Origin of the sequence: Arthrobacter echini, assembly GCF_004803505.1 — a bacterium.
In the GTDB taxonomy this organism is placed as follows: domain Bacteria; phylum Actinomycetota; class Actinomycetes; order Actinomycetales; family Micrococcaceae; genus Arthrobacter_D; species Arthrobacter_D echini.
Genome location: NZ_SSWH01000007.1, coordinates 191,951 through 205,568, shown reverse-complemented (window position 1 = coordinate 205,568; position 13,618 = coordinate 191,951). Strand labels below are relative to the sequence as shown.

Genomic DNA, 13,618 nt, shown 5'->3' with positions numbered 1-13,618 from the left:
ATCCCACTTCCGGCGCTTGAGGACTGGGATTGACGCGCGAACGGCGTCACTCCCACCGATACCGCATGAGGAGTGGGATCGACCTGCCCGAAACCGCCTGAGATCCGACGCCGCACGGTCGATCCCACTACCCCGACCGGCCCAGTGGGAACGAACGACCAATCCCACTTCCGGCGCTTGAGGACTGGGATTGACGCGCGAACGGCGTCACTCCCACCGATACCGCATGAGGAGTGGGATCCACGCGATGAACGACGTCGATCCCACCCGCGCCGCACGAGGAGCGGGATCGACGGAACCACGGACGTGCGTCGGACCCCGACGACGTCAGACCGCACCCCGCGGAGGCCGGACACCGGCTGCGGCTGCCCCGAGGACCTCACGCACGGCCCTGATGGCGGGACGGTCCGCCCCGGCCCGGCGCGCCGACGTGAAGATGGCTCGCTCGGCGGACTCCCCGAGACCGATGAGCCGCACCGGAACCGTGCGCGCCGTCCAGACGAGATCGGGCATGAGAGCCACGGCATTGCCTGACTCGATGAGCCTGATCTGGGCCTGCAGATCAGCGGTCTCGTAGCGCACATCGGGCTCGAACCCGGCCCGGCGGCAGGCCTGCTCAGCCCAGTGCCGCGACGCCGCTCCCCGGGGTTCCATCACCCAGGCTGCGGAGGAAGCGCCCGCCACCGAGGAGATCCCGGCGTACTGCGGGCCCGACGTCGGTACAGCGAGCCGTATCGCGTCCGCGGTCAAGGGGACATGGTCCAGTTCCGCATGGCGGGGAGCCGCATGGCCCGGGTACTGCTCGGCGATCACGAGGTCGAAGTCACCGGCGAACGTGGCATACAGCGCGCTCTCGGGCTCACGCTGCACCATCTCCACCCGCACGTCGGGATAGTCCCGCGCGACGGCGGTCAGGGCCTCGGGCATGAGGGCGAGGGCAGCCGACTGGAACACGGCGATCCTCACGGTGCCGGCCACCGCGGTCAGGGAGGCTGCGAGCTTGGCCTCCGCGCGCTCGAGGGTCTCGAGTAGTTCCGCCGTGTGCGCCACGAGCACCTCGGCCTGCGGGGTCAGGACCACGCGGCGGCCGCTTTTCCGCAGCAGGTCCACGCCCGCCTCCTTCTCCAGGAGTGCGAGCTGCTGGGAGACCGAGGACGGGCTGTAGTTCAGTGCTGCGGCGACGTCGGCGAGTGTCCCCCGGATCTTCAATTCACGAAGGAGTCTCAGGCGTCGCAGGTCGAGCATGTAAGGCCCCGATTCATCAGGTTCACCGACCAATACCCTTTGGCATTCATCGCTTTTCCCCATGCTACGCGTCGGCGGATACTGAAGGTGAAGTAGCTGCTTCATTCTGCGCGCGGTGCGAGCCGCCCGACCGAAAGCCGTTGCCATGACAACCCAGCTCCCGGCCCGCCAGGGCACCGCCCCCACCCGGGCATCACACGCAGCGACGCCGGGCCACACCCCCGGCCCCGAGACCGCTGCCCACTTCTCCACCGGCCCCGGTGGCACCGCGGAGATCCCGGCGACGCTGCCGGAGGAATCGATCGCGCTCGTACGCCGCTGGCTCACCGAGGCCTCGAAGATCCCTGTGGAGACCTCCGCCAAGCAGCTCGCCGGTGTGCTGAAGGATCCGGACGGGCTGGCCTTCACGGTCGGCTTCGTCGACGGCGTCATCCGGCCGGAGGATCTGTCGGTCGCCGCGCGCAACCTCGGCGTCATCGCCCCGAAGGTTCCTGCCTTCCTCCCCTGGTACATGCGCTCCGCCGTGAAGGTGGGCGCCGTCGTCGCCCCGATCCTCCCGCAGATCGTCATCCCGATCGCCCGGCGGGTACTGCGCGAGATGGTGGGGCACCTCATCATCGACGCCTCCGATGCCCGCCTCGGCCGGTCCATCGCCAGGATCAAGCGCGACGACGTCCAGCTGAACATCAATCTCCTCGGCGAGGCCGTGCTCGGCGAGCACGAGGCCGACCGGCGGCTCGCGGGCACCGTGAAGCTGCTCGAGCGCCCCGACGTCGACTACGTCTCCATCAAGGTCTCCTCCACCGTGGCCCCGCACCCCGCATGGGCGTTCGACGAGGCCGTGAGCGACGTGGCCGAGAAGCTGGCACCGCTCTATGCCCTCGCCGCCCGGTCCGAGACGCCGAAGTTCATCAACCTCGACATGGAGGAGTACAAGGACCTGGACCTGACGGTCGCTGTCTTCATGGCGATCCTCGACCGGCCCGAGTTCAAGGATCTGGAGGCCGGCATCGTCCTCCAGGCCTATCTGCCCGACTCCCTCGCAGCGATGATCCGCCTGCAGGAGTGGGCCGCCGCACGGCGGTCGGCGGGCGGTGCGAGCATCAAGGTCCGCGTGGTCAAGGGAGCCAATCTGCCCATGGAGCAGGTGGAGGCCTCGCTCCACGACTGGCCGCTGGCCACGTGGGGATCGAAGCAGGACTCCGACACGCACTACAAGCGCATCCTCAACTACGCACTGCAGCCGGCCCACATCGACAACGTGCGCATCGGCGTCGCCGGCCACAATCTCTTCGATCTGGCCTTCGCCTGGCTGCTGGCCGGCGAGCGCGGCGTGCGCCACGGCATCGAGTTCGAGATGCTCCTGGGCATGGCGCAGGGTCAGGCCGAGGCCGTCAAGCGCGACGTCGGCTCCCTCCTGCTCTACACACCTGTGGTCCACCCGAGCGAGTTCGACGTCGCCATCGCCTACCTGATCCGCCGCCTCGAGGAGGGCGCGAGCCAGGACAACTTCATGTCGGCGGTCTTCGAGCTCTCCGAGAACGAGGCCCTGTTCGAGCGCGAGAAGGAGCGCTTCCTCGCCTCGCTCACCGAACTGGATACCTCGATCCCGCCGCGGAGCCGCAGGCAGGATCGTACCGGGCCGGAGGACTCCCACCCGCGCGACGGCTTCACGAACACTCCCGACACCGATCCCTCCCTCCCCGAGAACCGCGCCTGGGGCAGGGCCATCCTCGATCGTCTTCCCACCTCGGACCTCGGCAACGATCTCGTGGAGACAGCCATGCTCAGCCGCGCTGACCAGCTCGAGGAGACGATCGCCGGCGCGGTCGCGGCCGCGGGTCCCTGGGGAGCGCTGAGCGGTGCCGAGCGCGCCGCCGTCCTGCACCGGGCAGGGGACGCCCTCGAGGCACGACGGGCCGAGCTCATGGAGGTGATGGGCGCCGAGACGGGCAAGACCCTCGATCAGGGTGATCCCGAGGTCTCCGAGGCGGTGGACTTCGCCCACTACTACGCGGAGCGCGCCCGCGAGCTCGACGACGTCGACGGCGCCTCCTACACGCCCGTGAAGCTCACCGTCGTCACGCCGCCGTGGAACTTCCCGGTCGCGATCCCGGCGGGATCCACGCTCGCGGCGCTGGCTGCCGGATCCGCCGTCATCATCAAGCCCGCCGCCCAGGCGCGTCGCTCCGGGTCGGTGATGGTGCAGGCTCTCTGGGATGCCGGCGTGCCGCGGGAGGTACTGCGTCTGGCGCACCTCGAGGAACGCGACCTCGGCCGGCAGCTCATCTCCGATCCGCGCGTGGACCGCGTCATCCTCACCGGCGGCTACGAGACGGCCGAGCTGTTCCGCTCGTTCCGCGCGGATCTGCCGCTGCTCGCGGAGACCTCCGGCAAGAACGCCATCATCGTCACCCCGAGTGCCGATCTCGATCTTGCCGCGAAGGACATTGCTCAGTCGGCGTTCGGTCATGCCGGCCAGAAGTGTTCCGCGGCCTCGCTCGTGATCCTCGTGGGCAGTGTCGCGTCCTCCCAGCGCTTCCGCAATCAGCTCGTCGACGCCGTGTCCTCCCTGAAGGTCGGGTACCCCGAGGATCCCACCACGCAGATGGGTCCGGTGGTGGAGCCGGCGCAGGGCAAACTCCTCGACGGGCTGACCACGCTCGGCGAGGGTGAGGCCTGGATCATCGAGCCGCAGCAGCTCGACGCGACCGGGCGGCTGTGGAGCCCGGGTGTCCGCTACGGTGTGCGGCGCGGCTCCACGTATCACCTGACGGAGTACTTCGGCCCGGTCCTCGGCATCATGACGGCAGAGACCTTGGAGGAGGCCATCGCGCTGCAGAACGACATCGCGTACGGTCTGACCTCCGGTATCCACTCACTCGACGGCGACGAGATCGCCACCTGGCTCGACGGCGTCCAGGCCGGCAACCTCTACGTCAACCGCGGTATCACGGGAGCGATCGTCCAGCGGCAGCCGTTCGGCGGCTGGAAGAAGTCCGCCGTCGGCGCCGGCACCAAGGCAGGGGGCCCGAACTACCTCGTGGGTCTCGGGACCTGGTCCTCGAGGGAGTCGACGGCGCAGGATGCTCCCCTCCCCGCCGCCCGGCCCCTGCTCGAGGCCGCGCGCACCAGCGGTCTGCCCGACGCCGACGTCGCCCGCCTGGAGCGCTCCGCCGCCTCGGACGCCGCGGCCTGGAACAGCGAGTTCGGGCAGGTGAAGGACGCCTCGGCACTCTCGGCCGAACGCAATCTCTTCCGCTACCTGCCCCACCCGGTGACCGTCCGGCTCGCCGCGGCTGCGCCCGTCGTCGATCTGGTGCGCGTACTGCTCGCAGCCGGTGCCGCCGGCGCCACCGTCACGGTCTCGAGCGGGGTGGACCTTCCGAGCGCACTCCGATCGGCCATCGCAGCGCAGGCCGAGTCCCTGACCATCGAGGACGACGACGCCTGGCTCGCACGCGCAGCGACGCTGGATGCGAGCCGGATCAGGCTGATCGGTCAGGACACGACGGCGCTCAGCGAGGCGACAGGCGGACGCCCCGACGTCGCGATCTACGCGCAGCCCGTCACCGAGTCCGGGCGGGTGGAGATGCTGCCCTTCCTGCACGAGCAGGCGGTCAGCATCACCGCACACCGCTTCGGGACGCCGAACCACCTGACGGAGAGCATCATCTAGCTGCCGAAACAGCAGAAATGACCACCTAGACCCTCCGCGTCGGTCATTTCTGCTGTTTCGGGACGGGTGCGGCAGGATGGGGACCGGCGCCGACAGCCGGAAGGATCGATGAGCATCGATGAGCAGCACAACCCGTACCCGTAGCGCCCCATTCTCCGCGTGGCTCCCGGGTCTTCTCGTCATGGCCGTCGGCGTGGGCATCGCCATGCTGCTCGCCAGCGTACAGACTCTCCTGGGAGCACTGGTCCTGGCCCTGATCCTCGGGATACTCCTGGGCAACACCGGTCTCTACACCGCGACCCTCCGGCCCGGCATCAGCGGCGGCACCAAGCGCCTGCTGCGCGCCGGCGTCGTGCTGCTTGGTCTGCAGCTCGCGCTGCCGGACATCCTGGCCCTGGGTCCGCAGGTGATCCTGCTGATCGTGGCGACCGTGGCCATCAGCTTCGCCGCGACCACCTGGCTGGGCCGGTGGCTCGGCCTGAGCCGGGCCGGCGCACTCCTGATGGCCGCCGGGTTCTCCATCTGCGGGGCGTCGGCCATCGCGGGTATGCAGGGCATCGCCGACGCCGACGACGACGAGGTGGCCTCCGCCGTCGCCATGGTCACCCTCTACGGCTCACTCATGATCCTCGCGCTCCCGCTGCTGAACGTGCTGGTCGGCCTCGACGCTGCCGAGTTCGGCATCTGGTCCGGGCTCGCCGTCCACGAGGTGGCGCAGGTGGTGGCCGTGGCCAGTACCGCCGGGGCGACGGCGCTGGCGTCAGCGACCGTGGTGAAGCTCGGCCGGGTGCTGATGCTCGCACCGGTCGCGGCCCTGGCGAGTATCGGTGAACGCCGGCACACGGCACGCTCTCTGCGCGACGGAACCACGGAAGAGGCGTCGGACGGGGTTCAGCAGCTGCGCAGCAGGACCCCCCTGGTCCCGCTGTTCGTGCTCGGATTCCTGGCCATGGTGATCCTGCGCTCCACCGGCGTCCTGCCCGAGCCGGCGCTCGACGTCGGCCGGACACTGACCACCATCCTCCTGGCGGCCGGGATGTTCGGTCTGGGCGCGGGGATCGACATCCGACGCCTGCTGCACAGCGGGGGCCGCTTCGCCGCCGTCGGCGCGCTGTCCACGGTGCTGCTGGCCGGTATCTCCCTGCTCGGCGTGCTGGCCCTGACATGAGCCGGACCGGACGGATGACGACGTCCGCTCAGCGCAGACCCGTGCCGCGCTCCAGCGCGAGCTCGATCAGCTCGTCGATCAGCTCGGTGTACCCCAGCCCGGACTTGGCCCACATCTGCGGATACATGCTGATCGGGGTGAACCCGGGCATGGTGTTGATCTCGTTGATGATCAGGCGTCCGTCGGGCGTGTAGAAGAAGTCCACGCGCGCCAGCCCCTCGCCGCCGACGGCGTCGAACGCCTCGGCCGCCAGGCGCCGCAGGCGGTCGGTGACCTCGTCGGGCAGCTCCGCGGGGCAGGTGAGCTCGGCCGCTGCGCCGTCGACGTACTTGGCCTCGAAGTCGTACCACGCGCCGCCCCCGGGCTGCACCGCGATCTCCCCCGGCAGGGAGGTGCGCGGGCCCTCGAGGCCGTGACCCTGGAGCACGGCCACCTCGATCTCGCGGCCCTCGACACCGGCCTCGACGACCACCTTGGGATCGAACACCCGTGCCGCGTCGACGGCGCTCCGGAGCCCTGCCGGATCCGCCACGCGCGTGATCCCCAGCGAGGAGCCGGCACGTGCCGGCTTCACGAAGAGCGGGAAGTCCAGCCTCGACGCGCGCTCCAGACACGCCTCGGCGTCGGTGCGCCACTGGCGGTCGGTGATCACCTCGTAGGGGCCCACCTCGAGCCCGGCCGAGGCGAAGACCACCTTCATGTAGTGCTTGTCCATGCCCACCGCCGAGGCCAGGACGCCGGACCCCACGTAGCGCATGTCGGCGAGCTCGAGCATCCCCTGCAGGGTGCCGTCCTCACCGAAGGGGCCGTGCAGCAGCGGGAGCACGACGTCGACCGCGCCGATGCTCTCCGGGACCGTTCCCGGGGCGGCGACGAGCAGTTCCTGACCGTCGCTGCCGTCCACGGCGGCTCCCATGACCACGGTCTGCCCGTTGGAGGTCACCTCCGGCAGCACATCGGAGCGCAGTGACCACGCGGAAGGGTCCCCGGAGACCAGTGACCACTGGCCCGACCGCGTGATGCCCACGGGCACGACGTCGTACCTGGTGCGGTCGATGGCCTCCAGGACGCCGGCCGCCGTCACGCAGCTGACGGAGTGCTCGCTCGAGCGCCCGCCGAAGAGGACGAGCACGCGGGGCTTGCGGGAGCGTGCGGGAACTACGCTGGTCACTGTGCGGGGTCGCCTTCCGGCTTGAGATTGCGGGCCAGGAGACGGGCGCCGAGGTCGTCGACGGCCAGCTGTCCCTGGAGTACGGCCACGACGGCCGCGGTGATGGGCATGTCCACATCGAGCTTCGTGGCGGAGTCGAGGACGGCCCGGGCCGACTTGATCCCCTCGGCGGTCTGGTTCATCCGCACCGTCACCTGGTCGAGGGTGAGCCCCTGACCCAGCAACCGCCCGGCCGTGTGATTGCGCGAGAGCGCCGAGGAACAGGTCGCGATCAGGTCCCCCATCCCGGCCAGTCCCGCCATCGTCTCGGGTCTGCCGCCGAGCGCCACGGCCAGGCGCGTGGTCTCGGCCAGTCCGCGGGTGATCACCGACGCCTTGGTGTTGTCCCCCATGCTGCGTCCCTCGCAGATCCCCACGGCCAGGGCGATCACGTTCTTCACGATGCCGCCGATCTCCACGCCGATCACATCGGTGGAGGTGTACGGCCGGAAGTACGACGCCGTGCAGGCAGCGGCGATCCACGCGGCGGTCCCGTGGTCGGGGCAGGCCACCACGGATGCGGTGGGCTCCTCGCGGGCGATCTCCAGGGCCAGATTGGGTCCGGAGAGCACGGCGATCCGATCGGCCGGAAGTGCGAGTTCCTCCGCGATGACCTCACTCATGCGGGCGTCGGTCCCCACCTCGAGGCCCTTCATGAGCGAGACGACGACGGCGTTCTCCGGGATGGACGCGCGCCACGCGGGGAGTTGCCCGCGCAGCGTCTGGGCGGGTACGGCGAGGATCACGAGGGCGCTGTCCGCGAGGACGGCTGCGACGTCGTCGGAGGCCGTGACGTTCCCCGGTAGCCGGGTGTCACCGAGATATCGGGAGTTCCGGTGCCGCTCCGTGATCTCCACCGCGACCTCGGCGCGTCGCGACCAGAGGGCGACGTGCGTGGCGGGCGAGGCGTCGGCGAGCACCTTGGCGAAGGTGGTGCCCCAGCTCCCCGAACCGAGGACGGCGATCTTCGCCGGGACCGCCCGGGGCGATGCGTCGCTCACAGCTGGTCCCCCGTCACGGGGCCGGCGGGGGAATCGCCGTCGTCGTGCACCTCGAAGCGGCGCCCGGTGGGCTTCTGGTGCTTCGCGATCGGATCCCAGCGCTCAGCCGGCGCGTCCTCGCCGCGGAGTTCGGCGAGCAGCTCGGTGATCGCGTCGAGGATCCGGTCGGTCGCGGTGTCGAGCGTCCCCTTCGTCAGGGGCGCGCCCTGCAGATCGCTCAGATCGACGGGCTCCCCGACGAGCAGGCGGACGCGCTTGCGGGGGAACAGCTGGAACCGTGTGGCGTAGCGTGGGAAGAGCTCTTGGGCGCCCCACTGCGCGATCGGCACCACCGGTGCACCCGTCTGCAGTGCCAGTCGAGCAGCACCCGAGCGGCCCTTCATGGGCCACATCTGCGGATCGCGCGTGAGGGTGCCCTCCGGGTAGATGACGATCCCGCCGTCCTCGGCCAGCGCCTCGCGTGCCGCCTCGAGCGAGCGGTTCGCCCCGGCGGTGCTGCGCTCCACCGGGATCTGCTTGATGGTGCGCAGCAGGGTTCCGACGACGGGCAGCGAGAACAGGGACGCCTTCGCCAGGAAGTGCGGCATGATCCCCTGGCTGTACAGGAAGTGGCCGACCACGAGCGGGTCGATCTCGGTGACGTGGTTGGGGCAGACGATGATGCCCGTTCCCCGCGGCAGCCGGTCCTGCCCGAGCCACTCCTTGCCGAGCATCGCGTTCATGGCCGGTCTCACCCAGGAGGCGAGGAAGGTGAACATGGCTCTCGAGCCGCGAGATTCCCCCACCTGCTCGAACCTCTAGGACTGCGCCACGGCGACAGCCGGGGCGTCCTCCGTGAGGTCGAAATCGGCGCCGAGGCCCTCGAGCTTGTCCTGGAAGCGCTCGTAGCCGCGATTGATCAGCTCGATCCCGGTCACACGGGAGACTCCCTCGGCGGCGAGTGCAGCGATCAGGTGACTGAAGCCGCCACGCAGGTCGGGGATGTCGATATCCGTTCCCCGCAGCTTCGTGGGCCCGGAGATGACGGCCGAGTGCAGGAAGTTCCGCTGCCCGAACCGGCAGGGCACACTGCCGAGGCATTCGCGATGCACCTGGATGCTCGCACCCATGCGGATCAGGGCCTCCGTGAAACCGAAGCGATTCTCGTAGACGGTTTCGTGCACGATCGACACGCCGGCCGCCTGTGTCAGGGCGACGACGAGCGGCTGCTGCCAGTCGGTCATGAACCCGGGGTGCACGTCCGTCTCGAGGACCAGGGGCGAGAGCTCACCGCCGGGGTGGTAGAAGCGGATGCCGTCGTCGTCGACGTCGAACGCGCCGCCGATCTTCCGGTAGGTGTTGAGGAAGGCCGTGAGATCGAGCTGGCGTGCCCCCTCCACGTAGATGTCGCCCTTGGTGACCAGCGCCGCACTGGCCCACGACGCCGTCTCGTTGCGATCCGAGATGGCCTTGTGGTTGTACCCGGTCAGCTCTGCTACGCCCTCGATGCGGATGACGCGATCCGTCTGCACCGTGATGATGGCGCCCATCTTCTGCAGGACGGCGATGAGATCCATGATCTCCGGTTCCACGGCGGCGTTGGAGAGTTCGGTGATGCCGTCCGCGCGGATGGCCGTGAGGAGCACCTGCTCGGTGGCGCCGACGCTGGGATACGGCAGGGCCACCTTCGCGCCATGGAGTCCCTTGGGAGCGGAGATGGAGATCCCTCCGGGACGCTTCTCGACGATGGCGCCGAAGTTCCGCAGTACCTCGAGGTGGTAGTCGATGGGGCGGTCGCCGATCTTGCAGCCACCGAGGTCCGGAATGAAGGCCTCACCGATGCTGTGCATGAGTGGTCCGCAGAAGAGGATCGGGATCCTCGAGTCGCCGGCGTGGGCGTCGATGTCCTTGGACTGCGCCATCTTCGCGTTGACCGGGTCCATGGTGAGATCCCCGGTGACGGGATCCTTGGTGACCTCGACACCGTGGAGCTGCAGGAGGCTCGTGACGACGTCGACGTCCTTGATCTCCGGGACGTTGCGCAGGATCGACGGCGTGTTACCCAGCAGGGAGGCCACCATCGCCTTCGGGACCAGGTTCTTCGCACCGCGGACCGAGATCTTGCCTCTCAGAGGGATGCCGCCGCGAATGGTCAGAACGCTACCCATGAATACCTGATTTCCTGAAGAAGTGAAGTCCGCACGGACCGGACGTTGCCCGTTCAAGCATAGGAGCATGCTCCAGCAGACAGAAATATCGACACGATCCGTGCCGTGTACCACCGAAAGATGCTAGTGCACGGGATTCGCCGGCTTCCCCGTGAGCGTCAGGTACGCACAGGAAGCGTCGTCGGCTTGTGGGCCGGGCGGTGCGCCTCGAACTGCGTGATGTGCGCTTCCTGCCGGAGCGTCAGACCGATGTCGTCGAGTCCCTCGAGCAACCGCCACCGCGTGTAGTCGTCCAACTGGAACGGCGCGCTCACGGAGCCGCACTGCACGCTGCGGGAGACGAGATCCACGGTCACGGTGGTGCCCGGTTCTCTCTCGAGGATCTTCCAGATGAGCTCGATGTCGTCCTGGGCGACCTGCGCCGCGACCAGTCCCTGCTTTCCGGAGTTGCCGCGGAAGATGTCGGCGAAGCGCGAGGACAGCACCGCCCGGAACCCGTAGTCCTTCAGCGCCCAGACGGCGTGCTCGCGTGAGGACCCGGTGCCGAAGTCCGGTCCGGCCACGAGGACGGAGCCGCGCGCGTAGGGTTCGCGGTTGAGGATGAAGTCCTCGTCCTTCCGCCACTGCGCGAAGAGCGCGTCCTCGAAACCGGTCCGCGTGATGCGCTTGAGATAGAGCGCGGGGATGATCTGGTCGGTGTCGATGTTGCTCTGGCGCAGCGGGACACCGATGCCGGTGTGGGTGGTGATCTTCTCCATGAAGGCTCCTAGGCTGCGGTGATCGTGGATCCGGCGGCGTGCACGTCCGTGCCGGGTCGCGGGTCCAGGTCCGACGGTGAGCTGAGCGTGCCACGGACGGCGGTTGCGGCGGCGACCACGGGCGAGACCAGATGCGTGCGTCCGCCCTTGCCCTGGCGTCCCTCGAAGTTGCGGTTGGACGTCGAGGCGCAGCGCTCCCCCGGTGCCAGCTGGTCGGGATTCATCCCCAGGCACATGGAACAGCCCGCGAAGCGCCACTCGGCACCGAAGTCGGTGAAGACCCGGTCCAGGCCCTCGGCCTCCGCCTCGAGGCGGACCCGCGCGGACCCGGGCACCACCATCATGCGGATCTGCGGATCCTTCTTCCGGCCCCGGATGATGTCGGCGGCGATCCGAAGATCCTCGATGCGGCTGTTGGTGCACGAGCCGAGGAACACGGTGTCCACCCGGATGTCCTTCATGGGCGTCCCGGCCTCCAGCGCCATGTAGTCCAGCGCGCGGGTGCAGGCGGCCTTGTCGTTCTCGTCCGCGAAGTCGTCCGGCGACGGCACGGCCTGTGAGAGGGAGACACCCTGGCCCGGATTGGTCCCCCAGGTCACGAAGGGCTCCAGGTCGTCGGCGTCGAGGAAGACCTCGGCGTCGAACACGGCGTCGTCGTCGGTACGCAGCTCACGCCAGTCGGCGACGGCGGCGTCCCACTGAGCGCCCTGCGGTGCGTGCGGGCGTCCCTTCAGGTATTCGAACGTCGTCTCGTCGGGCGCCACCATGCCTGCGCGGGCACCGGCCTCGATGGACATGTTGCAGATGGTCATGCGTGCTTCCATCGACAGAGCCCGGATGGCTGAACCGCGGTACTCCAGCACGTAACCCTGCCCGCCGCCGGTACCGATCTTCGCGATGATCGCCAGGATGATGTCCTTGGAGGTGACGCCCGGCTTCAGGGTGCCCTCCACCGTGATGCCCATGGTCCTGAAGGGCTTGAGGGAGAGGGTCTGGGTGGCCATGACGTGCTCCACCTCGGAGGTCCCGATCCCCATGGCGAGGGCGCCGAACGCGCCGTGGGTGGAGGTGTGCGAGTCACCGCAGACGACCGTCAGACCCGGCTGTGTCAGGCCGAGCTGCGGGCCGATGATGTGGACGATGCCCTGCTCGGCGTCACCGAGGGAATGGAGCCGGACCCCGAACTCCCGGCAGTTCGCACGGAGTGTCTCGATCTGCGTCCGGCTGGTGGGATCGGCGATGGGCTTGTCGATCGCCAGCGTGGGCGTGTTGTGGTCCTCGGTGGCGATCGTCAGATCGGGTCGGCGCAGCGGACGGTTCGCCAGACGGAGACCCTCGAAGGCCTGCGGCGAGGTGACCTCGTGGATCAGGTGCAGATCGATGTAGAGGAGGTCCGGCTGCGCCTCGGTGCCGACGACCTCGCCCTTGCGGACCACATGTGCGTCCCAGACCTTCTCTGCCAGTGTCCTGCCCATGACCTTCGTCCTGTTCCGCTCCTGTGCGCCACTCCCGATCGGAAGCGGCGCGCACTGTTCTCGTCTGCTGTGCTATCGGTGCTCCAACTCAAGCACCGCCCGCGCCGAGGTGCCACTCCAACTACTTGCGTCTCAGATTATGAGACGGCAATATCACCTTATGGACAACTCCAGCGGCGTCGGAGTGATCGACAAGGCGGCCACCCTCCTCGACGCTCTCGAGGCGGGACCGAGCACGCTCGCCCAGCTCGTCTCCTCGACCGGGCTGGCCCGGCCGACCGTTCACCGACTGGCTCTCGCTTTGGCACACCACCGGCTGATCGGGCGGGACATGCAGGGCCGCTTCGTCCTCGGCAGCCGGCTCGTGGAGCTGGCCTCGGCCGCTGGGGAGGACCGGCTCATCGCCGCAGCCGGTCCGGTACTCCTCGGCCTCCGCGACGCCACCGGCGAGAGCGCCCAGGTGTTCCGCCGGCAGGGCGAGTGGCGCGTCTGCGTGGCGTCCGCGGAGCGACCGGTGGGCCTGCGCGACACCATTCCCGTGGGCACCCGGCTCTCCATGAGGGCCGGATCCGCAGCGCAGTGCCTGCTGGCCTGGGAGGACCACGACCGCCTGCTGGAGGGACTGGAGCAGGCCCGCTTCACGCCCACCGTGCTGGCCGGAGTCCGGCGTCGTGGCTGGGCGCAGAGTCTCGGCGAGCGCGAGGCAGGTATCGCCTCGGTGTCCGCCCCGGTGCGCGGCCCCACCGGTCGGGTGATCGCCGCCGTGTCCATCTCCGGACCGATGGAACGGCTCACGCGCCAGCCCGGGCGCCTCCACGCCGAGGCCGTCTCCGACGCCGGCAAGCAGCTGACGCTCGCCGTCGCGAAGAGCGCCGCCTGATACGCAGGCGTCGGTCCTGAGCCACCGGCACGGGTGGGGACGCCAGCCGGCCGGG

General features: G+C 69.2%; 10 protein-coding genes. 3 read left to right on the top strand and 7 right to left on the bottom strand.

Features of this window, described 5'->3' with window-relative positions; all coding sequences use genetic code 11:
- Window positions 1–327 precede the first annotated feature (327 nt).
- Window positions 328–1,245 carry a LysR substrate-binding domain-containing protein gene (locus E8P82_RS09910; RefSeq protein WP_136454503.1) on the bottom strand — a complete coding sequence of 306 codons (918 nt, stop codon included), beginning with the start codon at window positions 1,243–1,245 and terminating at the stop codon, window positions 328–330.
- A gap of 145 nt (window positions 1,246–1,390) precedes the next feature.
- Here E8P82_RS09910 and E8P82_RS09905 point away from each other — a divergent pair, with 145 nt between their 5' ends.
- Both E8P82_RS09905 and E8P82_RS09900 read left to right on the top strand, forming a co-directional pair.
- Window positions 1,391–4,924, top strand: a complete 3,534-nt coding sequence (locus E8P82_RS09905) for a bifunctional proline dehydrogenase/L-glutamate gamma-semialdehyde dehydrogenase (RefSeq protein WP_136454501.1) — start codon at window positions 1,391–1,393, stop codon at window positions 4,922–4,924.
- Between the two features lie 118 nt (window positions 4,925–5,042).
- Window positions 5,043–6,092 carry a YeiH family protein gene (locus E8P82_RS09900; RefSeq protein ID WP_136454500.1) on the top strand — a complete coding sequence of 350 codons (1,050 nt, stop codon included), beginning with the start codon at window positions 5,043–5,045 and terminating at the stop codon, window positions 6,090–6,092.
- A 28-nt stretch (window positions 6,093–6,120) separates the two neighbouring features.
- On the opposite strand, the gene E8P82_RS09895 is transcribed toward E8P82_RS09900, so the two are convergent.
- The 6 genes from E8P82_RS09895 to leuC form a co-directional block, all read right to left on the bottom strand.
- Complete coding sequence (locus E8P82_RS09895) at window positions 6,121–7,263, bottom strand: D-alanine--D-alanine ligase family protein (protein WP_246021190.1); 1,143 nt, start codon at window positions 7,261–7,263, stop codon at window positions 6,121–6,123.
- On the bottom strand, window positions 7,260–8,303 hold the full coding sequence (locus E8P82_RS09890; protein WP_136454498.1) for an NAD(P)H-dependent glycerol-3-phosphate dehydrogenase: 1,044 nt from the start codon (window positions 8,301–8,303) through the stop codon (window positions 7,260–7,262). Before E8P82_RS09890 ends, E8P82_RS09895 begins: the two co-directional genes overlap by 4 nt.
- Window positions 8,300–9,088: a lysophospholipid acyltransferase family protein gene (locus E8P82_RS09885; protein WP_136454496.1), complete on the bottom strand. Its 789-nt coding sequence runs from the start codon at window positions 9,086–9,088 to the stop codon at window positions 8,300–8,302. The genes E8P82_RS09890 and E8P82_RS09885 overlap by 4 nt, the downstream gene beginning before the upstream one ends.
- 12 nt (window positions 9,089–9,100) lie before the next feature.
- Complete coding sequence (gene murA / locus E8P82_RS09880) at window positions 9,101–10,450, bottom strand: UDP-N-acetylglucosamine 1-carboxyvinyltransferase (RefSeq protein WP_136454495.1); 1,350 nt, start codon at window positions 10,448–10,450, stop codon at window positions 9,101–9,103.
- Between the two features lie 158 nt (window positions 10,451–10,608).
- The gene (gene leuD, locus E8P82_RS09875; protein ID WP_136454493.1) at window positions 10,609–11,208 is read right to left on the bottom strand and encodes a 3-isopropylmalate dehydratase small subunit; all 600 of its coding nucleotides are present in this window, start codon (window positions 11,206–11,208) and stop codon (window positions 10,609–10,611) included.
- An 8-nt stretch (window positions 11,209–11,216) separates the two neighbouring features.
- Window positions 11,217–12,683: a 3-isopropylmalate dehydratase large subunit gene (gene leuC, locus E8P82_RS09870; RefSeq protein ID WP_136454491.1), complete on the bottom strand. Its 1,467-nt coding sequence runs from the start codon at window positions 12,681–12,683 to the stop codon at window positions 11,217–11,219.
- Window positions 12,684–12,843: 160 nt separating this feature from the next.
- On the opposite strand from leuC, the gene E8P82_RS09865 reads away from it, so the two are divergent.
- Entirely contained in the window at window positions 12,844–13,563 is a 720-nt protein-coding gene (locus E8P82_RS09865; protein ID WP_136454490.1) for an IclR family transcriptional regulator, read from the top strand.
- The last annotated feature ends 55 nt before the right edge of the window (window positions 13,564–13,618 follow it).

Excerpts from the sequence above, each read along its gene's own strand:
- E8P82_RS09865 (WP_136454490.1), top strand. The coding sequence starts at position 12,844 with ATGGACAACTCCAGCGGCGTCGGAGTGATCGACAAGGCGGCCACCCTC.
- murA (WP_136454495.1), bottom strand. The coding sequence starts at position 10,450 with ATGGGTAGCGTTCTGACCATTCGCGGCGGCATCCCTCTGAGAGGCAAG.
- E8P82_RS09900 (WP_136454500.1), top strand. The coding sequence starts at position 5,043 with ATGAGCAGCACAACCCGTACCCGTAGCGCCCCATTCTCCGCGTGGCTC.
- E8P82_RS09905 (WP_136454501.1), top strand. The coding sequence starts at position 1,391 with ATGACAACCCAGCTCCCGGCCCGCCAGGGCACCGCCCCCACCCGGGCA.
- leuC (WP_136454491.1), bottom strand. The coding sequence starts at position 12,683 with ATGGGCAGGACACTGGCAGAGAAGGTCTGGGACGCACATGTGGTCCGC.
- leuD (WP_136454493.1), bottom strand. The coding sequence starts at position 11,208 with ATGGAGAAGATCACCACCCACACCGGCATCGGTGTCCCGCTGCGCCAG.
- E8P82_RS09910 (WP_136454503.1), bottom strand. The coding sequence starts at position 1,245 with ATGCTCGACCTGCGACGCCTGAGACTCCTTCGTGAATTGAAGATCCGG.